The following is a 19,972-nucleotide window of genomic DNA, read 5'->3' as shown; positions in this document are numbered from 1 at the left end:
GTTCACCCACCGGATATCCACATGTTGATCACCAGGTTCCGGGTCGTAGCGTGGCGGCACGGGCCGGGGTGGATGTCGCCCGCGGGACGAGAGGGGAAGGTGTTCGGAAGATGCGGTGCCCGTTCTGCCGTCACGCCGATTCCCGGGTCGTCGACTCGCGGGAGGTGGACGAGGGGCAGGCCATCCGCCGCAGGCGGTCCTGCTCGGCCTGCGGTCGCCGGTTCACCACGTCCGAGACGATGGTGCTGGCGGTCGTCAAGCGTTCCGGGGTCACCGAGCAGTTCAGCAGGGACAAGGTGGTCCGGGGCGTGCGCCGGGCCTGCCAGGGCAGGCCGGTCGACGACGACGCGTTGCAGCAGCTCGCCCAGCGGGTCGAGGAGTCGATCCGCGCGGCCGGAGTCGCCGAGATCCCGAGCCACGAGGTCGGCCTGGCCATCCTCGGGCCGCTGCGGGAGCTCGACGAGGTCGCCTACCTCCGGTTCGCCAGCGTCTACCGCTCCTTCTCCTCGGTCGAGGACTTCGAGAAGGAGATCGCGGACCTGCGGAAAGCCATGGCAGACAAGCACGGCGACGAAAGCGCGGCCGGGGCGTGAGCCCGGCGCGTGGCGGGAGGGACGAATCCATGACGGAGACCGTGGGCGCGAGCACGACGGGCGGCAAGGCCGCCAAGAAGGGCAAGCGGGGGCTGAAGATCAGCCGGGTGTTCACCACCGAGGGCGTGCACCCGTACGACGAGGTCACCTGGGAGCAGCGTGACGTCGTCATGACCAACTGGCGTGACGGGTCGATCAACTTCGAGCAGCGGGGCGTCGAGTTCCCCGAGTTCTGGTCGATGAACGCGACCAACATTGTCACCAGCAAGTACTTCCGCGGTGCGGTGGGCAGCCCGCAGCGCGAGCGCAGCCTCAAGCAGCTCATCGACCGCGTCGTGCACGCCTACGTGAAGGCGGGCACCGAGCACGGCTACTTCGCGACGGCCACCGACGCCGAGATCTTCGAGCACGAGCTGACCTGGATGCTGCTGCACCAGGTGTTCAGCTTCAACTCCCCGGTGTGGTTCAACGTCGGCACCTCCTCCAAGCAGCAGGTCTCGGCCTGCTTCATCCTCGCGGTCGACGACACCATGGAGTCGATCCTCGACTGGTACAAGGAAGAGGGGATGATCTTCCGCGGCGGGTCCGGCGCGGGCATCAACCTCTCCCGCATCCGGTCCTCCAAGGAGCTGCTGTCCTCGGGCGGCACGGCCTCCGGCCCGGTGTCGTTCATGCGTGGCGCCGACGCGTCCGCGGGCACCATCAAGTCCGGTGGCGCCACCCGACGCGCGGCGAAGATGGTCGTCCTCGACGTCGACCACCCGGACATCGAGGAGTTCATCCAGACCAAGGCGCGCGAGGAGCAGAAGATCCGCGTCCTGCGCGACGCCGGCTTCGACATGGACCTCTCCGGCGCCGACATCACCTCGGTGCAGTACCAGAACGCGAACAACTCGGTGCGCGTCAGCGACGAGTTCATGCGCGCGGTCGAGTCGGACGCCGAGTTCGGCCTGCGCGCCCGCCTGACCGGCGAGGTCATCGACACCGTCGGCGCGAAGAAGCTGTTCCGCTCGATGGCCCAGGCCGCGTGGGAGTGCGCCGACCCGGGCCTGCAGTACGACGACACGATCAACGACTGGCACACCTGCCCGGAGTCGGGCCGGATCACCGCGTCGAACCCGTGCAGCGAGTACATGCACCTGGACAACTCCAGCTGCAACCTGGCCTCGCTGAACCTGCTGAAGTTCCTCAAGGACGACGGCATGTTCGACGGTGAGCTGTTCGTCAAGGCGGTCGAGTTCGTCATCACCGCGATGGACATCTCGATCTGCTTCGCGGACTTCCCGACCGAGTCGATCGGCGAGACCACCCGCAAGTTCCGCCAGCTGGGCATCGGCTACGCGAACCTGGGCGCGCTGCTGATGGCCACCGGGCACGCCTACGACTCCGACGGCGGCCGCGCGCTCGCCGCGAGCATCACGTCGCTGATGACCGGCACCTCCTACCGCCGCTCGGCGGAGATGGCTGGCGTGGTCGGCGCGTACGAGGGCTACAGCCGCAACGCCGAGGCGCACCAGCGCGTCATGCGCAAGCACGCGGCGGCCAACGACGCGATCCGCACGATGCACACCAACGACGCCACGATCCGTGACCTGGCCACCCGCGAGTGGCAGAAGGGCATCGAGATCGGCACGAAGAACGGCTGGCGCAACGCGCAGGCCAGCGTGCTCGCGCCGACCGGCACCATCGGCTTCATGATGGACTGCGACACCACCGGTATCGAGCCGGACTTCTCGCTGGTGAAGTTCAAGAAGCTCGTCGGCGGCGGGTCGATGCAGATCGTCAACCAGACCATCCCGCGGTCGCTGAAGACCCTGGGCTACCAGGACGAGCAGATCGAGGCGATCGTCGAGTACATCGCCGAGCACGGCCACGTGGTCGACGCGCCGGGCCTGCGCCCGGAGCACTACGAGGTGTACGACTGCGCCATCGGTGAGCGGTCGATCGCGCCGATGGGCCACGTGCGGATGATGGCCGCGGTGCAGCCGTTCCTGTCCGGCGCGATCTCCAAGACCGTGAACATGCCGGAGACGGCGACGGTCGAGGACATCGAGGAGATCTACTTCCAGGGCTGGAAGCTGGGCCTCAAGGCGCTGGCGATCTACCGCGACAACTGCAAGGTCGGCCAGCCCCTGTCCAGCGCGAAGAAGAAGGCCGACAGTGCCGAGACTTCGGAGCCGGAGAAGGTCGTCGAGTACAAGCCGATCCGCAAGCGGCTGCCGAAGAAGCGCCCGAGCCAGACGCTGTCGTTCACCGTCGGCGGCGCCGAGGGCTACCTGCACGCGGGTTCGTACCCGGACGACGGGCTGGGCGAGATCTTCGTCAAGCTGGGCAAGCAGGGTTCGACGCTGGCGGGTGTCATGGACGCCTTCTCGATGTCGATCTCGGTGGGCCTGCAGTACGGCATCCCGCTCGAGTTCTACGTCTCGAAGTTCTCGAACCTGCGCTTCGAGCCGGCCGGCATGACGGACGACCCGGACATCCGGATCGCCACCAGCGTGCTGGACTACCTGTTCCGCCGCCTCGCGCTGGACTACCTGCCGTACGAGAAGCGGGCCGAGCTGGGCATCTTCACGGCGGCCGAGCGCGCCGCCCAGGTGGAGACGGGCTACGGTGCGCAGCCGGCCGAGCAGGTCGACCTGGAGGCGCTGCGCAGCACGGTCGACTCGAGCCCGGCGAAGGCCGAGCCGGCCGAGCAGCCCCACCCGGCGCACAGCACGGCCGAGCTGATGGAGCTGCACCTCGGCAAGGCGGCCGACGCGCCGCTGTGCATGACCTGCGGCACGAAGATGCGCCCCGCGGGCTCCTGCTACGCCTGCGAGGGTTGCGGCGCCACGTCCGGCTGCAGCTGATCGCGTGAGGTGAGGGGCCGGGTGCTTTCGCGCCCGGCCCCTTGTCACGTCCCGGGGTCCTCAGACGGAAAGGGTCCGCGCTGCGGCGAGCCCGAGGACGGTCTTGGCCCCGCGGTTTTTCGCCGCTGCCGCGACTCCCGCCATCGTCTCTCCCGTGTGGTAAACGTCGTCAACCACCAAGACGGTCTCTCCCTGCAGATCCTCGTTGATCCGCGACCCCCAGCGCAGGACGGAGCGCTCCGTGCGGGGCATCTTCTTGGCGGACTCCAACGTCTCGGCCAGTTGCGTGCGCCCAAGCGGTACCTCTCCGCACATTTGCGGCCACTTCCGGCGCAAGTGCGGCTGCTCGTTCGGTGTTGTCCAGACACTCTGCGCCGCTTCAGCCCAGCTCGGCATCGCAGTCGCTTCCGGCTGTGCGAGAGGTGTGGACACGGCGAGTCACCTCGCGGCGCTCGGAGCAGCTCGCGGAGGGAAGCGACCACTTTCGGACGAAGGCGCCCTACCGGAAACCGTCTTCGTGCTCGCCTGGGCAAGCAGTACTTCCTCGGGCAATCGACGTTTGATCTCGGAAGGGGGGCGTCCCGTGGCTGACCGTCGCGAGCTGAGGGCGTTGCTGCAACAGTTACATGCCGAGCAGTCACCCCTGTTGCCGATCGACTGACGGACGCGCCCGGCCCCTTGTCACGTTCCGGGGGCCTGCGGAGTCTTCTCAGCATGAGCGAAACGATCCTCGTCACCGGTGGGACCGGTGTGCTCGGCCGGCAGGTGGCTCGGCGTCTTCTCGCGCCGGGGCGGGAGGTGCGGGTGCTGAGCCGGCGCACGGCACCGCCGGGCACGCCCTACGCCTGGCGCACCGGCGACCTCCGCACGCACCAGGGCATCGACTCGGCGGTGCGCGGCGCCGACGTGATCGTGCATTGCGCCACGACCCTCGGCGGCAGGGACGTCGCCACCACGAAGGCGCTCGTCGACACGGCGCGGCGCCACGGCATGCCGCATGTCGTGTTCATCTCGATCGTCGGTATCGACCGGATCCCGCTTCCGTACTACCGGGCCAAGCTCGCCGCGGAGGAGGCCGTCGTCGCGTCCGGACTGCCGTCGACGATCCTGCGTGCCACGCAGTTCCACGACCTGGTGTGCCGCATCGTGGACATCCAGCGGTTCCTGCCGGCCGTCCTGTACCCCGCCGGGTTCCGCGTCCAGCCGGTCGACGCGGGTGAGGTCGCCGCGCGCCTGGTCGAGCTTGCACTTGGCGAGCCCGCCGGCCGCGGACCCGACATGGGCGGCCCCGAGGTTCGCGACTTCGCCGACCTGGCCCGGATTACGTTGCGCGCCAGGGGACGCCGCCGCGTGGTCATCCCGGTGCCGTTCCCCGGCGCCACCGCCCGTGCCTACCGGGCCGGCCACCACCTGACCCCGAACGCGACGGGCCGCGTCACGTTCGAGGAGTACCTGGCCGCTCAGGCCGCCATCGCGTAGAGGACCTCGCGCAGGCCGTCTTCGCGGTCGGTGCGCCACACCACGCGCAACGCCAGTTCGGCGGGGTCGTCGAGCGGCAACGCGACGAGCGTGCCGTCCGCGAGGTCGCCGCCGACCGCGAAGTCGGGCAGCAGGGCGGTTCCGAGGCCCTGCGCCACCCACGCGCGGATCGTCGAGACGCTGTCGAACTCGAGCCGTTTCCCGCCGGTGCCCAGGATCCGGTCGGCGGCCATCCGGAACGAGCACCCGGTCGGGGTGACCAGCAGTGCGTCGCCGTCGTATCCCGGCCGGGCCACCAGGTGCAGCCGCACGGTCTCGATGTCCACGAAGGACAGATCACCACCGTCGAACCCCAGTGTGCCCAACGCCGATCCGGTGTCGAGCAGCAGCCCGGCGTCCAGGGAACCGTCGGACACCGCACGCAGCAACGGCTGCCGCATCAGCGACCGCACCGCGAGGTCCACATCCGGCCGCCGATCCCCGAGCCGCGCGGCGACCGCGGGCAGCCGCGTGGCGACGAGCGTTTCGAGCGCGCCGATGGTGAACCGGGTCCGCTCGTCGCTCACCAGGCGCCGGATCGACTCGGCCTGGTCGAGCAGGCGCCGCGCCTCGGGCAGCAGCACGCGCCCCCGCTCGCCGAGCACCATCCCGCTCGGCTTCCGATCGAACAGCACCACGCCGAGCGAGGACTCCAGCGAGCGCACGTGCTCGGACACGGTGGCGGGCGACAACCCGAGCCGCCCAGCCGCCCCGGTGACGGTGCCGGCCCCCGCGACCGCGACGAACGCCCGCAACTGCCGCAACTCCATGAGATCACTCTACCGAGAAGGCGTTCGGAAAACCCGAACGCGCAGGTCGGTGACCGTTTCCGCCACGGATTCGACGGGATCCGCCGTGGAAGCGGCCCCGTGTTCGGCGGGAGTGATCGCACACTGCAAGCCAGGCGTCACCTGCCCAGCGCTCGGCGCCTCCGAATGCGCGGCTCCACCCCACTCCCCACGAAGATCACCCTAACCACCCCCGCATCCGGAAAAACCGAACGCGGCATCAGGCTCTGCCCGTTGAGCACAGGCCGCCGAAACCGGAGAGTCGCCGCCGTGACCACAACCTCCACCCGGGGCAGCCTTCTCGGCGTCTCCCTCGCCTACTTCCTCGTCCTCCTGGACACCACCGTGCTCACCGTCGCGCTGCCCGGCATCCGCGCCGACCTCGGCGGCTCGGTCGCCGGGCAGCAGTGGGTGGTCAACGGCTACACCGTCTCGTTCGCCGCGTTCCTCCTCGGCGGCGGCGCGCTCGCGGACCGCTTCGGCCCGCTGCGCGTCTTCCGCTGGGGCGTGGCGAGCTTCGGCGTCCTCTCGCTGGTCTCGGCCGCCGCGCCGAACCTGACCGCCCTCGTCGTGCTGCGCGTGCTGCTCGGCGTCGCGGGCGCGGCGTGCCTGCCCAGCTCCCTCGCGCTGATCAGCCGCCTGCACCCGGACCCGGCCGCCCGCGCGAAGGCGCTCGGCGCCTGGGCCGCGATCACCGGCGTCGCGCTCGCCGCCGGGCCGATCGCCGGTGGGCTGCTGGTCGACCTCGCGGGCTGGCGGGCGGTGTTCCTCGTCAACGTGCCACTCGCGGCCCTCGGACTGGCCCTCACGCGGGGACGCGAGACGGCACCGCCCGGCCGCGGGTTCGACGTCAAGTCCCAGCTCGCCGCGTGCGTGTTCCTCGGCCTGCTGACCGAGGCGATCGTCGACGCCCAGCCCGTCGCGGCCGTCCTCGCCCTGCTCGTCCTGGCCCTGTTCGTGTACCGGGAACGCCGCGCCGCGTCCCCGTCCGTGCCGCCGGCCCTGGTGCGCAGCCGGGGCGTGGCCGTGAACCTGTTCGCCGGCGCGGCGGTCAACTTCGTGCTCTCCGGCGCGCTGTTCGCGGTGACCCTGCTGCTGCAGGACGAGCGCCACCTCACCCCGGTCGAAACCGGCCTGGCGTTCCTGCCGCTCACACTGCCCACCGCGTTCAACCCGCTGCTGACCAGCCGGATCGTCGCCGCCCGTGGCCCGCGCCTGCCGGTCGTCGCCGGGCTGACGCTGCTGACCGCCGGCGCCGCGGTCCTGGCCGCCACCGTCCACGCGCCCTACCCGCTGCTGGCGTGCGGCCTCCTGCTGCTCGGGTTCGGCGTCTCCCTCGCGCTGCCCGCGCTCGTCACGGGCGTGGTGACCGCCGCCCCCGAGGGGTACGCCGGAACGGCCGGTGGCCTGCTCAACGCCGTCCGCCAGGTCGGGGCGACCGTCGGCGTCGCGGCGATGGGCGCGGTGGTGGCCACCGGCGCGTTCGGGTGGGCGTTCCTGCTCGCCGCCGCGGTGGCGGCGAGCGGTCAGCTGCTGAGCTTCTGCCAGAGGAACTCGAACAGCAGGGCCCACTTGTAGGCCAGCTGCTCGTTGTCGGCCGCGGCGCCGTGCCCGCCCTCGATGTTCTCGTAGTACCGCACATCGTGCCCCTGCTCGAGCATGCGCGCCATCATCTTGCGCGCGTGCGCAGGGTGGACGCGATCGTCGCGAGTGGACGTCATGAACAGCGTGGGCGGGTACGTCCGTCCCTTGTGGACGTTCTGGTACGGCGAGTACTTCGCGATGTAGTCCCACTCCGCCGGGTCGTCCGGGTCGCCGTACTCGGCCATCCAGGACGCCCCGGCGAGCAGCAGGTGGTAGCGCTTCATGTCGAGCAGTGGCACCTGGCTGACGATCGCGCCGAACAGCTCGGGGTAGCGGGTGAGCATGACGCCCATCAGCAGGCCGCCGTTGCTGCCGCCCTGGATGCCCAGCCGTTCCGGCGTCGTGATGCCGCGCTGGACGAGGTCCGCGGCGACCGCGGCGAAATCCTCGTAGACCAGGTACCGGTTCTCCTTGATCGCGCCGGTGTGCCAGCCGGGCCCGTACTCGCCGCCGCCGCGGATGTTGGCGAGCACGTACGTGCCGCCGCGTGCGAGCCAGCCGCGGCCGATCACGCCGCTGTAGGCGGGCAGGCGCGACACCTCGAACCCGCCGTAACCGGTGAGCATCGTCGTTCCGTCCCCGTTGCGTGGCCGCACCACGAAGTACGGGATCCGCGTGCCGTCGTTCGAGGTGGCGAAATGCTGCTCGACGGTGATGTCCGTGGCGTCGAACCGGGCCGGGGCCTGCTTGAGCACCTCGGTGTCGCCGCCGACGTGGCCGTACGCGAGCGTCGAGGGCTGCGTGAAGCCGCTGGTGTTGAGCAGGTACTCGTCGCTGTGGTCGGGATCGGTGTCGATGATCTCCGCGGTGCCCAGCTCGGGCGCCCCGGCCAGCGGTTCCCGGCGCCAGCCGTCCGCGCCGGGCGTGAGCACGTGCAGCTCGGTGTGCACGTCGGCCAGGGTGGTGAGCAGCAGGTGGTTCCGCGTCCAGTCCCAGGCTTCCAGCGAGGTGCGCCCGTCCGGCTCGAACAGGACGGTGAGGTCGCGCTCGCCTGCCAGGTAGTCGTCGAACCGCGCGGCGAGCAGCGTGCCGGGCGCGTACTCGCGGCCGCCGACGGTCCACGCGGTGCGGGTGCGGATCAGCAGCCACTCCTTGCGGGTGGTGGTCTGCGCGTCCTCGGGCACGTCGAGCTTGACCAGGCCGCCGGCGGTCCGCAGGAACTTCTCCGTGCGGTAGAAGTCGAGGGAGCGGCCGACGAAGTCGCGCTCGAACCCCGGCGTCGGGTCGTGGTAGGCGAACACCGCGACGTCGTCGGGCTTGCCTTCGAAGACCGTGACGGCGTCGGCGAGCGGCGTCCCGCGGCGCCACTCCTTCATGATCCGCGGGTAGCCGGACGTGGTCATCGACCCGGGGCCGAAGTCGGTGCCGACGTAGATGCGGTCCTCGTCGATCCAGCCGACGCGGCTCTTGGCCTCGGGCAGCTCGAACCCGCCCGCGACGAACTCCCGCGCCTGAAGGTCGAACTCGCGCACGACGGCCGCGTCCGCGCCGCCCCGGGACAGCTCCGCCAGCCCGCGCCGGTACGACGGCCGCAGCACCGCCGCGCCCTGCCAGACCCAGTTCTCGCCCTCGGCCGCGGCGAGCGCGTCGACGTCGAGCAGGACGTCCCACTCGGGCCGCTCGGTGCGGTAGGAGTCGAGCGTGGTGCGCCGCCACAGACCGCGCGGGTGCGCCGCGTCCTGCCAGAAGTTGTAGAAGTACTCGCCGCGGCGGCGGATGTAAGGGATCCGGTCGTCGGCGTCGAGCACCTCGCGGGCTTCGTCGCGCAGCTGCTCGAACCGCGTGCTCCCGGTGAGCTCGGCGACCGATTCGGCGTTGCGCTGCCGAACCCAGTCGAGCGCCCGCTCACCGGTCACGTCCTCGAGCCACAGGTACGGGTCTTCGTCAGCCATGTCCCCATCCTGCCAGGTGGGGATGATTTTCAACGCCAGGCGGGGTCCCGGCCGGTCAGCGCGAGGAACCGGTCCAGCTCGCCGGCGTCCGGGGCGATCTCCACCGCGGGGGCGAAGACGTCGTCGTCGGGACGCGGCCGGGCGCGCATCCGCTCGGCGAACAGCAGCGCGACGTGCACGGCTTCGGGGTCCGGCTCGTAGGGCGCGTCGAGGGTGCGGGCGAGGTCCCAGCCGTGCGCGACCGAGTCGACCAGGTGCATGGTGAGCGCGATCGGGCCGGGGAAGGTGCCGAACTCGCGGACCGTCACCTGGCGCTCCAGGACGGCGTCGTCGGCGGAGGCGGCGAGGAACGCGTTGACGGAGTCCGCGTAGGCGCGGTACGGGTCGTCGCCGAGGGTGCCGCTCGCCCAGTCCGGCGCGGCGCCGTCACGCAGCGCCACGGCGAAGGCGTGGTTCTCACTGACCTGGTGGGTGAGCAGGTCGCCGAGCGTCCACCCCGTGCACGGCGTGCGCAGGCCGAGGTCGGTGACGCCGGAAACGATCTTGTCGACGGTGGTGAGGACCCGCCGGTCGAGGTCTCGGATGTCCATGTCGTCACCGTATGCCGCCGAGTGGCCCAATTGTGGGTCCAATGGTGGGCGTCTTGGGTTGGGCCAATTAGGCTCGGGAGATGGACATCCAGATCGAGCTGGGGGACGGCCGCGGCCGTCGGGATGCCATCTACCGCCAGATCCGCGAGGCGATCCTCGACGGGCGCCTGCGCGACGGGGACGCGCTGCCGCCCACCCGCGAGCTGGCGCAGCGGCTGGCGGTGTCGCGCAACACGGTCAGCGCCGCGTACGACCGCCTGGTCGCCGAGGGTTTCCTGGAGTCGCGGGTCGGTGCCGGCACGTTCGTCGGCGCGGGCGCCCGGCGGGACGGCCACCCGCCGCGCGGCGGTCCGGCGTCGCTGACGGCGACCGCGGTGTGGGACGACGTCCCCCGCCCACCGGACCGGTTCCGCGAGCAGCCGCGGTTCGACTTCCGCTCGGGCGCGCCGGACGTGTCGCTGTTCCCGTTCGACACCTGGCGGCGCCTGATGACCCAGCAGCTGCGCCGGTCCCGCCACGACCTGCTCACCTACGGCGATCCGCAGGGCTACCCCGGTCTGCGGGAGGCGATCGCGCGGCACATCGGCGTGTCCAGGGCGGTCCGGGCCGGCGCGGACGACGTGCTCGTCACCAACGGATCGCAGCAGGCGGTGGACCTCGCCGCCCGGGTGCTGATCGAGCCGGGCGCCCGGGTCGCCGTCGAGGACCCGGGCTACCCGCCGCCGCGCCAGCTGTTCGCCACGCTGGGTGCGCGGCCGGTGCCGGTGCCGGTCGACGACGAGGGCATCGTGGTCGACGCCATCCCGGACGACTGCCGCCTGGTCTACGTGACGCCGTCGCACCAGTTCCCGCTCGGGGTGTCGATGTCGATGGCGCGGCGGGTGGCCCTGATCGACTGGGCGCGCCGGCACGACGCGGCGATCCTGGAGGACGACTACGACACCGAGTTCCGCTACACCGGACGGCCGCTGGAACCGTTGCGCAGCCTCGATTCCAGTGGCCGCGTGCTCTACATCGGATCGTTTTCGAAGGTGCTGCTGCCCGGGTTGCGCCTGGGGTTCCTCGTCGCGCCACCGGGACTGCGGCCGGCGCTGACGAAGGCGAAGTACCTGACCGACTGGCATTCGGCGAGCGTCACGCAGGCGGCGCTGGCGGAGTTCATGGACAGCGGTGAGTTCGCGCGGCACATCCGCCGCACGCGCCGCGAGTACGCCGCCCGGCGCGAGCTGGTGTCCCGGGTCGTCGCGCGGGAGTTCGCGGAGCTGCGGCTGATCCCGTCGTCGGCCGGACTCCATCTGAGTGCTTTCAGCGAGACCCCGGTACGCCCGATGGTGCGAGCCGCGCGGCGGGCAGGGGTGCGGATCTACACGCTGGGTGACTTCACCGCGGAGCGGGATGCCCTGGACGGACTCGTCTTCGGGTTCGGCGCGATCCCGCGTGACCGGATCGAACCGGGGCTGCGGGAGCTGCGGGCTTTCGCGGACAGCGACCGGGCTCTAACCTGATGTGAGCCGGGTCACGTCCAGCTGGGAGGCTGCCGATGCGGATCACCGACGTACTGCGGAGCAAGGGGAGCTGGGTGGCCACGGTGCGGCCCGAGGCGTCCATCACCGAGCTGCTCGCCGGGCTGGCCGAGCACAACGTGGGTGCGATGGTCGTGGTCGGGGAGGGCGACATCGAGGGCATCGTCTCGGAGCGGGACGTGGTGCGCAAGCTGCACGAACACGGGCCGGCGCTGCTGGAGCGGCCGGTGTCGGAGATCATGACGAGGGTCGTGGCGACGTGCACCCCGCGCGATTCGGTGGACGACCTGAGCGTGCTGATGACCCAGCGACGGGTGCGGCACGTGCCCGTCCTCGACGACGGACGGCTGGCCGGGATCGTCAGCATCGGCGACGTGGTGAAGACCCGGATGGAAGAACTGGAGGCGACGCAGCAGCAGCTGGCCGCCTACATCGCGCAGGGCTGAACCTCTCGCTCGACGGCTCCGGGGCAACGTGTGTGCGCCGCTCGTCACCTGCGCTGTGCGAGGCCGCCCCGCCGGGCGCACCTGCCGCGGCGGTGCGCCACTCGCCGCCCGCATTCCCACCCCCTCGCGCGGTTCGCGCGCTGCGGTGCGCCGCGCGCCGCCCGGCCCTGCCGACCTCGTCCGCCTGTTCCCCAAGACGGCCATCTCGGCGCGCCGCCCACGAGGGCTCGGCGCCCCGGCGCTCATCCAGCACCCGTGCCTGTCACCAGGTCCCGCCGGCCCAGCACTCATCACCCAGCCCCGCCAGGGGCCAGCGCCACCAATGCAGCCCACGCCCCCAGCGCCCCCGGTGCGGGTCGCGCAGCAGGCCGCCGCCACCTCATCTCTGCGCCGGGCGCCACCTATCCAGCCCTTGCCTCCAGCGCCCCCCGTGCGGTCGCGCGGCAGGCCGTTGGCATCTCATCCCTGCGGCCCAGTGCCACCACTACAGCCCATCCCTCCACCGCCGCCCGTGCGGTCGCTCGGCAGGCCGTTGCCACCTCACCTCTGCACCGGGCGCCACCTATGCAGCCCTTGCCTCCAGCGCGCCCCCGTGCGGTCGCGCGGCAGGCCGCCGCCACCTCAACCCTGCGCCCAGCGCTCCAGCACCCGGTCGAGATCCGGCCGGATGTGCTCCCGGGCGTCGGCGCGCGGCACGCCGTCCATGAGCATCCGGTCGTAACCGGTGTCGAGGTGCCGCACCGACGCGATCACCGCGAGCCGCACGGCTTCCTCGTCCAGCGCCCGCCCCGCCGCGGACCGCCCGACCCGCCCGCTGCCCCGCGTCCCGGCGTGCTCGGCGATCGCCCGGGCCCGGTCGGACGGGCAGCCGGGGTACAGCCGCCGGATGGCGTCGGCGAAGTCGCCCTGGAACTCGACGTCCTGCGCGGCGCGGCGATGCGCGTCCCGTTCCCGCCGCCGCGCGCGGACGTCCTCGTCGGCGAGGCACTGCTGTTCGGCCCGCTCCAGCGCGGCCTCTTCGACGAGGATGCCCTGCCGCTCGTGGCGTTTGCGGCGCCGGTTGAACCGCAGGACCAGCACGGCGAGGGTGCTTTCCTGCTTGGCGCGGCGGGACAGTGCGGCGTTGCCGGCGGGAAGGAAGACGAGGTGGTCGAAGTCGGCGCACGCGAGGCACAGGTGGCCCTCGCCCTCCGGCAGGTGCAAGTCACCGGCCTCGCCCCGGCCGGCGCACCTCGCGCAGGTCCACGAGTTGCCGGCGATGGTCACGGCCAGGTCCGGCGCCTTGTTCTGCCTCTCGGTGAGGCGTTCCCGTTGCTTCTCCGTCAGTCCCGGCGCGAGCCAGTGCGTGCGGCAGAGGCGGTCGAGCCCGTCGTCGTCGGTGAACCGCAGATCGCGGCGATCGCGGGTGCCGGCGACGTAAGCGCTGTCGGATCGCGTCAAGCCGTTCGCCCGCGCCCAGGTGTCCAGGCACCGCAAGGCTTCGGCGATGCGCGCGTTGTCGACGGGCAGTTCCTTGGCGAGGGGACTGAACCGCCCGCGACGCCACTCCTCGACGCGGGCGGGATGCACCCAGCCGAGTGCGGTGAACACGTCGACGGGAGCGACATACTTGCGCTGAGCGAGCGCGGCGTCCGCCACCGAAGCGACGCGGTTGTGCAGTTTCCCGGCCATCGGGCCGGAAGTCTAGCCATGCTCCCCGCGCGACGGGGTCAGGGCAGGCCGGCCACGGCCGGCCGCAACGCGCTGATCCCGGCCGTTAGCGCCGCGCGCCCCGTGGCGTAGCTCGTCCCGAGCGGCAGTTCGGTCAGCAGCACCGCGATGTAGCGGTAGTCCTGCCCCGCCAGCCCGGTCGTGTTCAGCACGACGGCCCGGTTGATCTCCATCCAGCCCTGCTTCACCGCGCGCGGCAGCCCGGGCAGGCCGTCCGGGATGCCGAAGTGCTGCGGGAACCCGTCCGTGGCCGAGGTGCGGACTGCGGCCAGCCCGTCGAGGATCGGTTGGCGGGCCTCAGGCGGGACCTGGGTGGTCAGGTACCGGTAGACGGTCACCAGGTCGTTCGGGGTGGTCCTGGTCATCTCCCACTGGTCGGAAATCCGCGGCGGGTGGGTGTCGCGCAGGTTCATCAGATCAGCCATCCGCGTGATGATCGACCCGCGCCCGCCGGAGTTCCACAGCGAGTCGGCCTCACCGTCATGGCTGAGCGACAGCATTTCGACGATGCGCTCGCGCTGCGCGTCGCTCGGGGCGTGCCACCCGCCGGTGTGCAGCACGTCGAGCGCCATGAGCAGTTTGACCACCGAGGCCGTGTAGAACTGCCGGTCCCCGTTGGCGGAGGCCAGCAGTTCACCGGTGGCGGTGTCGTAGAGGGCGAGGCCGACGGTGGTCCCGGGCGCTTCGCCGGTCACCGCGCGGGTCGCGGCGCCGGCGAGGCGCACGCGTTCGTCCTCGCTCAGCGTCGAGTGCGCTGTGCTGGAGGGGGTGCTGGTCGTCGTGGTCGTGCCGGCCGATGTGAGCACGGTCGGCGCCGCGACGGGCATCGACCCGGTGCCCGCCTCGCCCGCGGTCAGCGATGTGACGACCACGGCAGTGGCCACGCCCGCGCCCACTCCGGCGAGCACGACACGCCATTTCATGCCCCGCATGACGTCCACTTAAGCGGATTCGTGCCCCGGGCGGGTAACCGTACGGTAAAACCACCCGATTTCGTGCCGAATTGCGCCGTGTCGGCTGTGGTCTACTGTGGACTGATACGGGGGCGCGCACCTTACCCCATACGGCCGACAAGAATCCGCAGTCGGCCTCGGGAAGCGGCGAGTTGTCCACATCGTCCTCAACCATCCACAGAATCCCGTTCTGTTCTTTCCCGCCCTGTTTTCTGCCGCATAGTGGGTTCATGACCTCCACGACCACCAGCACCGGCACGGACGGCCGGATCACCGTCCGCATCTCCGACCCCGGCGAGCTCATCGCGGCGGTGCCGCACCTGCTGTCGTACCGGCCCGGGCCGTCCGTCGTCCTGCTCAACCACAGCCGGGGCCGGAGGCGCAAGATCATCCCGGTGATCCGCGCGGATCTGCCGGACGAGACGTGCGAGCCGGACGCGGCGCGCGAGCTCGTGCGCTGCCTGCTCCGACATCCCGGCGCCGCGGTGACGGTCCTGATCGTCGGCTGCCGTCCCGGCCACCGCGCGCCGCCGGGCGCGCTGCCGCACCACCGCTTGGCCCACCGGCTGGTCGCCGGGTGTGAGGCCGCCGGGCGGCCGGTCGACCACGCCTTGTGGGTGCCGGAGATCCGCGGCGGCGCGCCGTGGAGGTGCTACCACGAGGACTGCCGTCCAGGTGTCCTGCCCGACGATCGTGAGACGGTGCTGGCCGCAGCCATGGCGACGAACGGCCAGGTGACATTCGGCAGCCGGGAGGAGCTGGCACGGCAACTCGACCCGGACGACCCGGCCGCGATCGAGCGCCGGGAACGGTTGCTGGAAGCAGCGGCCGACGGATGGGCAGCATGCCCGACCGCCCCCTCGACGGGTGGCATAGCGGGGCCTGCCGCGGCCGTGACGGGCGGTGTGGCGGTGCCGGATGGGCCCGTGACGGGTGGCGTGGCGGGGCCGGACGCGCCCGTGACGGGTGGCGTGGCGGAGCCGCAGGCGGCCGCGACGGGTCGTGTGGCGTGTCCGGCCACGCCCGTGACGGGCGGTGTGGCGGTGCCGGACGCGCCTGTGACGGGTGGCGTGGCGGAGCCGGACGCGCCCGCGGCGGATGGCGTGGCGGTGCCGGACGCGCCTGTGACGGGAGGTGTGGCGTGCCCGGCCGCGCCCGCGACGGGCGGTGTGGCGGTGCCGGACGCGCCTGTGACGGATAGCGTGGCTTGCCCGCCTGCGGCCGTGACGGGCGGTGTGGCGGAGCCGGCCGCGCCTGCAACGGGTCGTGTGGCGGTGCCGGATGCACCCGCGACGGATGGCGTGGCGCAGCCGGCCGATGGCATCGCCGTGGTCCGCGCCGCGCTGGCTCGGGCGGTGGCTGGTGATTTCGACCTGAGCGACGAGGACGTTGTCTCCCTGGCGATGGCGTTGTCGGACCTCGAGGTGCGCGACCGTTGCCTCACGACGGCCGAGCCGCCCGGCGAACCGCAGGCAGCCGCGGCCGAACGCCTGTGGCTCGAACTGGTGCGCCGCACGCCGCCCCCGGAACGCGCCGAGGCCGCCGTGCTGCTCGGCTATGCGGCCTACCGCCGCGGCGATGGCGTCCTGGCTTCCCTGGCGTTCGACAACGCACTGACCGCCCACCCCGGCCACCGCCTCGCGGAGCTGCTCCGGATCTGCCTAGAGCGCCAACTCCCACCCGACGCACTGCGCCGGCTGAGCCAATCCCAGGAGGGAGGCCTCATGCCACCACCCCCGTAACCCCCGCGGAGCGCGGACCAGGATGGGCGCCCCGGCCGGGGTCGCAGTGCTGCAGCCACACAACAGCTGCCAGCTCAGTACCGCCCTCGAGAAACGCCCGACAGAGCGGAAGCCAACATGCCGCGACCACCGGCTGCCGCTGCCGAGCTGGCGCCACCTGCTGTGGCCACGGGGCTGCGGCGACCGGCTGCCGCTGCCGAGCTGGCGCCACCTGCTGTGGCCACGGGGCTGCGGCGACCGGCTGCCGCTGCCGAGCTGCAGCCACCTGCTGTGGCCATGGGACTGCGGCCACCGGCTGTGGTCACCTGGGCTGCGGCCACCGGCCGTGGTCACGGGGCGGCTGTCGCCTTGTGGCCCTGGCTGTGGCCACGGTCGTGCGGCCAGTGGCTGTGACCACCGACTGTGGTCCCGGGGCGGCGGCCACCGGCTGTGGCTGCCGAGCTACGGCTACCGCACCGGGGCCATCGGTGGCTACCGTGCTGTGGCCGTTGGGCTGCACCGGTGGGAACCGGGCGCGGCAACGCCAGGCCAGCCTCGCTCGGCACGCTCGGGGAGCTAGTGCCGGGTCGCGTCAGCGCAACCGGTCGCCGCAGCGTCGGGCCCATCGCGCTCGGCTCGGCCCAGGAGCCACCCCCGGCAACCAGCCGCAGCGGCGGCCCCATCTCCGGAGGCACGCCTGCGAGCCACCCACTGGCACCACCGGCACAACCCGGCGGCCTCAGCCCCCGAGCGCCTGCCGCTCCTGGGTGAAGCGCCACGCGTCGCGGACGATGGATTCCAGGTCGGCGCGCTCGGGCTTCCAGCCGAGCTCCTCGCGGGCCCGGTCGCCGGCCGCCACGAGGATCGCGGGGTCGCCGGCCCGGCGGGGCGCCACCTCGGCCGGGATCTGGTGCCCGGTGACGGCCCGGCAGGCCTCGATGACCTGGCGCACGGAGAACCCGGTGCCGTTGCCCAGGTTGTAGATGCGGTGCTCACCGGCCCGCGCGTGCGTCAGCGCGAGCAGGTGGGCGTCGGCGAGGTCGGCGACGTGGATGTAGTCGCGGATGGCGGTGCCGTCGTCGGTGGGGTAGTCCTCGCCGAAGATGCTGACTCGCGGCCGGTCCCCGGTGGCGACCTGCAGCACCAGCGGGATGAGGTGGGTCTCGGTGGTGTGCCGCTCCCCGTAGCGGCCGTAGGCGCCGGCGACGTTGAAGTACCGCAGGCTCACGGCGGCCAGCCCGTGGGCCCGCGCGTAGCTGGTGATCGCGTGGTCGATGGCCAGCTTCGACGCACCGTAGGTGTTGGTCGGCATCGTCGGCGCGGTCTCCGGGATCGGGCTGCGCTCCGGCTCGCCGTAGGTCGCCGCCGTCGAGGAGAACACCAGGCGAGGCGTGCCGTGCGCACGCATCGCGTCGAGCAACCGGATGGAGGTGATCACGTTCCCGTGCCAGTACTTGGCCGGGTCCTGCATCGACTCGCCGACGAGGGACTTCGCCGCGAAGTGCAGCACACCGTCGAAGCCCTCGCCCAGCAGGGACGCCGTCGCGTCGGCGGCGTCGCCCTCGACGAAGCGCGCACCGTCGGGGACGGCGTCCGCGTGGCCGGTGGACAGGTCGTCCACGACCACCACCTCGTGCCCCGCCTCGAGCAGACGGGCCGTGCAGACGCTGCCGACGTAACCGGCACCGCCCGTGACGATCAGCTTGAGGCGCGAGGAGTCGGAAGCCATGGAAGCCTTTCTCGAGAACGAAAAGGAGGTGTCCGCCAGTGTGGACCATCAACCTGTGAGCCCCGCACGGGCTCGGCCCCGCCGGGCTACAGCTCGTCGCGCCGCGCGCCGGGGGACGGGACCGCCACGAAGGCTCGCGGCGCGCGGTAGCCCGCGCGGTCGAAGGCCGCCATGACGGCCGTTTCCACGGTGTCCACAGCGGACTCCGGCACGAGGGCGATCGCGGTGCCGCCGAACCCGCCACCGGTCATCCGGGCGCCCAGGGCGCCGCTGGCGTTGGCCACGTCCACCGCGAGGTCCAGTTCCGGGCAGGAAATGCGGTAGTCGTCGCGCATGCTGACGTGCGAGGCGGTCAGCAGCGGGCCGATGTCGCCGATCCGGCCGTCGCGGAGCAGGGCGACGACGTCGAGCACGCGCTGGTTCTCCGTCACGATGTGGCGGACGAGCGGGCCGAGCTCCTCGGGCAGCCGCGTGAGCGCGCCGGCCAGGTCGTCCGGGCCCACGTCCCGCAGCGCCTTGACGCCGAGCAGGTCGGCGGCGCGTTCGGTGCCCTTGCGGCGCTCGCCGTAGCCGCCCTCGCTGTGGGCGTGCTTGACGCGCGTGTCGATGGCCAGGATGCGCAGGCCCGCGGCCGCGGCGTCGAAGGGGACCTGTTCCATGTCGCCCGAGCGGACGTCGAGGAACAGCACGTGACCGTCGACGCAGCACAGCGACGCGGTCTGGTCGAGCACGCCCGTCGGGGCGCCGACGAAGTCGTTCTCGGCGCGCTGGGCCCAGCGGGCGATCTCGGCCCGCCGCTCCAGGCCCGGGTCGTCCTCGCCGGCCAGCCCCAGCAGGGCCAGCGCCACCGCGCACTCCAGCGCGGCGGAGGAGGACAGCCCGGCCCCGGTGGGGACGTCACCGGCCAGTACGACGTCGGCCCCGCCCTCGAAGCCGTGGTCGCGCAGCACCCACGCCACACCGGCCGGGTACGCGGCCCAGCCGTCGACACCACCGGGACGCAGGTCGGGGATGGCGACCGGCTCGGCTTCCTGGATGCGTCCGTCGGAGCCGAGCGTGGACACCGTGAGGATCTGGTCGGTCCGCGGGGACGCGGCGGCGGCCAGCCGGTGCGGCAGGGCGAACGGCAGCACAAAGCCGTCGTTGTAGTCGGTGTGCTCGCCGATCAGGTTGACCCGGCCGGGCGCCGACCACACCCCGGCCGGGGCCCGCCCGTGCACGGACCGGAACGCCTCCGCGGCCTCGCTCGCGGAGCTCACTTGGCCTGCGCCAGAACCGCGTGCAGCACCGACATGGGCACCTGGACCGCGCCGAGCTCACCGGTCAGCTCGGCGGTGCCGCCGCCGTCCGCGCGGCGCACCGACACGACGCTGCCGGGGGCGACTCCCGCCTTCTTCAGGTCGACCATCAGCTTCTCGTCGAGCTGGATGTGCTCGGCCAGGCGCCGGATCTCCGCCTTGCCGCCGCCGGAGCGCGCGAAGTCGTCCAGCCGCACCAGGTCGGCCTCGGCCGGCGGCGCGGGCAGCCCGCCCTCGCCGAGCTTGTCCAGACCGGGGATCGGGTTGCCGTAGGGCGAGGTGGTCGGGTGGTCGAGCAGCCGGACCAGCTTGCGCTCCACCGCCTCGCTCATGACGTGCTCCCAGTGGCAGGCCTCGGTGTGCACGTGCTCCCACTCCAGGCCGATCACGTCGAGCAGCAGCCGCTCCGCGAGGCGGTGCTTGCGCATGACGGCGATGGCCAGTTCCCGGCCGTGGTCGGTGAGCTGCAGGTGGCGGTCGTCGGCGACGCGCACCAGCCCGTCGCGTTCCATGCGGGCCACCGTCTGGCTGACTGTCGGACCGCTCTGCTGCAGCCGCTCGGCGATGCGGGCGCGCAGCGGTACGACACCTTCCTCTTCGAGCTCGAAGATGGTCTTCAAGTACATCTCTGTGGTGTCGATGAGATCGTTCACGATGTCCCCTTCGTCCGCGACAATCCATGGTAGTCGTTCCGGGCGACGGTCACCCCAGGTGA

16 protein-coding genes are annotated in these 19,972 nt (G+C 72.0%); 7 read left to right on the top strand and 9 right to left on the bottom strand.

The window, feature by feature from the left end:
- The first annotated feature begins 110 nt into the window (after nucleotides 1-110).
- Nucleotides 111-593, top strand: coding sequence for a transcriptional regulator NrdR (gene nrdR, locus IE290_RS21915; protein WP_027936105.1), 483 nt, complete (start codon nucleotides 111-113; stop codon nucleotides 591-593).
- Nucleotides 594-622: 29 nt separating this feature from the next.
- Nucleotides 623-3,445: a vitamin B12-dependent ribonucleotide reductase gene (locus tag IE290_RS21910; RefSeq protein ID WP_191246553.1), complete on the top strand. Its 2,823-nt coding sequence runs from the start codon at nucleotides 623-625 to the stop codon at nucleotides 3,443-3,445.
- A gap of 60 nt (nucleotides 3,446-3,505) precedes the next feature.
- Here the strand turns inward: IE290_RS21910 and IE290_RS21905 are convergent, their stop codons facing one another.
- Complete coding sequence (locus IE290_RS21905; protein WP_191246552.1) at nucleotides 3,506-3,877, bottom strand: phosphoribosyltransferase; 372 nt, start codon at nucleotides 3,875-3,877, stop codon at nucleotides 3,506-3,508.
- 282 nt (nucleotides 3,878-4,159) lie between these two features.
- Between IE290_RS21905 and IE290_RS21900 the strand changes: the two genes are divergently transcribed.
- Nucleotides 4,160-4,924, top strand: a complete 765-nt coding sequence (locus IE290_RS21900) for an SDR family oxidoreductase (RefSeq protein ID WP_191246551.1) — start codon at nucleotides 4,160-4,162, stop codon at nucleotides 4,922-4,924.
- Here the strand turns inward: IE290_RS21900 and IE290_RS21895 are convergent.
- Complete coding sequence (locus IE290_RS21895) at nucleotides 4,906-5,733, bottom strand: LysR family transcriptional regulator (RefSeq protein ID WP_191246550.1); 828 nt, start codon at nucleotides 5,731-5,733, stop codon at nucleotides 4,906-4,908. The two genes, IE290_RS21900 and IE290_RS21895, sit on opposite strands and share 19 nt — an antisense overlap.
- 288 nt (nucleotides 5,734-6,021) lie before the next feature.
- On the opposite strand from IE290_RS21895, the gene IE290_RS21890 reads away from it, so the two are divergent.
- Complete coding sequence (locus IE290_RS21890) at nucleotides 6,022-7,329, top strand: MFS transporter (protein ID WP_191246549.1); 1,308 nt, start codon at nucleotides 6,022-6,024, stop codon at nucleotides 7,327-7,329.
- On the opposite strand, the gene IE290_RS21885 is transcribed toward IE290_RS21890, so the two are convergent.
- Together IE290_RS21885 and IE290_RS21880 are read right to left on the bottom strand one after the other, a co-directional pair.
- Complete coding sequence (locus IE290_RS21885; protein ID WP_191246548.1) at nucleotides 7,278-9,287, bottom strand: prolyl oligopeptidase family serine peptidase; 2,010 nt, start codon at nucleotides 9,285-9,287, stop codon at nucleotides 7,278-7,280. The genes IE290_RS21890 and IE290_RS21885 overlap by 52 nt on opposite strands.
- A 29-nt stretch (nucleotides 9,288-9,316) precedes the next feature.
- On the bottom strand, nucleotides 9,317-9,877 hold the full coding sequence (locus tag IE290_RS21880; RefSeq protein WP_191246547.1) for a TIGR03086 family metal-binding protein: 561 nt from the start codon (nucleotides 9,875-9,877) through the stop codon (nucleotides 9,317-9,319).
- An 80-nt stretch (nucleotides 9,878-9,957) separates the two neighbouring features.
- On the opposite strand from IE290_RS21880, the gene pdxR reads away from it, so the two are divergent.
- Both pdxR and IE290_RS21870 read left to right on the top strand, forming a co-directional pair.
- A complete protein-coding gene (gene pdxR / locus IE290_RS21875; protein ID WP_191246546.1) occupies nucleotides 9,958-11,382 on the top strand; it encodes a MocR-like pyridoxine biosynthesis transcription factor PdxR in 1,425 nt (474 codons plus the stop codon).
- A gap of 35 nt (nucleotides 11,383-11,417) precedes the next feature.
- On the top strand, nucleotides 11,418-11,846 hold the full coding sequence (locus tag IE290_RS21870; RefSeq protein ID WP_191246545.1) for a CBS domain-containing protein: 429 nt from the start codon (nucleotides 11,418-11,420) through the stop codon (nucleotides 11,844-11,846).
- Nucleotides 11,847-12,467: 621 nt separating this feature from the next.
- On the opposite strand, the gene IE290_RS21865 is transcribed toward IE290_RS21870, so the two are convergent.
- The gene (locus tag IE290_RS21865) at nucleotides 12,468-13,517 is read right to left on the bottom strand and encodes a DUF2293 domain-containing protein (protein ID WP_191246544.1); all 1,050 of its coding nucleotides are present in this window, start codon (nucleotides 13,515-13,517) and stop codon (nucleotides 12,468-12,470) included.
- Nucleotides 13,518-13,555: 38 nt separating this feature from the next.
- The gene (locus IE290_RS21860) at nucleotides 13,556-14,479 is read right to left on the bottom strand and encodes a serine hydrolase (protein WP_229874646.1); all 924 of its coding nucleotides are present in this window, start codon (nucleotides 14,477-14,479) and stop codon (nucleotides 13,556-13,558) included.
- A 260-nt stretch (nucleotides 14,480-14,739) separates the two neighbouring features.
- Here IE290_RS21860 and IE290_RS21855 point away from each other — a divergent pair, with 260 nt between their 5' ends.
- Nucleotides 14,740-16,251, top strand: a complete 1,512-nt coding sequence (locus IE290_RS21855) for a DUF4192 domain-containing protein (protein ID WP_191246542.1) — start codon at nucleotides 14,740-14,742, stop codon at nucleotides 16,249-16,251.
- 718 nt (nucleotides 16,252-16,969) lie between these two features.
- On the opposite strand, the gene galE is transcribed toward IE290_RS21855, so the two are convergent.
- From galE to IE290_RS21840, 3 genes are all read right to left on the bottom strand, one after another.
- Nucleotides 16,970-17,959, bottom strand: coding sequence for a UDP-glucose 4-epimerase GalE (gene galE / locus IE290_RS21850; protein WP_191246541.1), 990 nt, complete (start codon nucleotides 17,957-17,959; stop codon nucleotides 16,970-16,972).
- A gap of 86 nt (nucleotides 17,960-18,045) precedes the next feature.
- Nucleotides 18,046-19,218, bottom strand: a complete 1,173-nt coding sequence (galK, locus tag IE290_RS21845; protein ID WP_191246540.1) for a galactokinase — start codon at nucleotides 19,216-19,218, stop codon at nucleotides 18,046-18,048.
- Nucleotides 19,215-19,910 (bottom strand): iron-dependent transcriptional repressor DtxR, encoded by a 696-nt coding sequence (locus IE290_RS21840; RefSeq protein WP_020421072.1) that lies wholly within the window; start codon nucleotides 19,908-19,910, stop codon nucleotides 19,215-19,217. The genes galK and IE290_RS21840 overlap by 4 nt, the downstream gene beginning before the upstream one ends.
- Nucleotides 19,911-19,972 lie beyond the last annotated feature (62 nt).

The organism is Amycolatopsis deserti (assembly GCF_014653945.1).
In the GTDB taxonomy this organism is placed as follows: Bacteria; Actinomycetota; Actinomycetes; order Mycobacteriales; family Pseudonocardiaceae; genus Amycolatopsis_E; species Amycolatopsis_E deserti.
Note: the sequence above shows the minus strand (reverse complement) of the source record. Positions and strands in the feature narration are given on the sequence as shown.

Coding starts and splice junctions, on each gene's coding strand:
- nrdR (WP_027936105.1), top strand. CDS start 111: ATGCGGTGCCCGTTCTGCCGTCACGCCGATTCCCGGGTCGTCGACTCG.
- IE290_RS21910 (WP_191246553.1), top strand. CDS start 623: ATGACGGAGACCGTGGGCGCGAGCACGACGGGCGGCAAGGCCGCCAAG.
- IE290_RS21895 (WP_191246550.1), bottom strand. CDS start 5,733: ATGGAGTTGCGGCAGTTGCGGGCGTTCGTCGCGGTCGCGGGGGCCGGC.
- IE290_RS21860 (WP_229874646.1), bottom strand. CDS start 14,479: ATGAAATGGCGTGTCGTGCTCGCCGGAGTGGGCGCGGGCGTGGCCACT.
- IE290_RS21865 (WP_191246544.1), bottom strand. CDS start 13,517: ATGGCCGGGAAACTGCACAACCGCGTCGCTTCGGTGGCGGACGCCGCG.
- IE290_RS21870 (WP_191246545.1), top strand. CDS start 11,418: ATGCGGATCACCGACGTACTGCGGAGCAAGGGGAGCTGGGTGGCCACG.
- IE290_RS21900 (WP_191246551.1), top strand. CDS start 4,160: ATGAGCGAAACGATCCTCGTCACCGGTGGGACCGGTGTGCTCGGCCGG.
- galE (WP_191246541.1), bottom strand. CDS start 17,959: ATGGCTTCCGACTCCTCGCGCCTCAAGCTGATCGTCACGGGCGGTGCC.
- IE290_RS21880 (WP_191246547.1), bottom strand. CDS start 9,877: ATGGACATCCGAGACCTCGACCGGCGGGTCCTCACCACCGTCGACAAG.
- pdxR (WP_191246546.1), top strand. CDS start 9,958: ATGGACATCCAGATCGAGCTGGGGGACGGCCGCGGCCGTCGGGATGCC.
- IE290_RS21855 (WP_191246542.1), top strand. CDS start 14,740: ATGACCTCCACGACCACCAGCACCGGCACGGACGGCCGGATCACCGTC.
- IE290_RS21885 (WP_191246548.1), bottom strand. CDS start 9,287: ATGGCTGACGAAGACCCGTACCTGTGGCTCGAGGACGTGACCGGTGAG.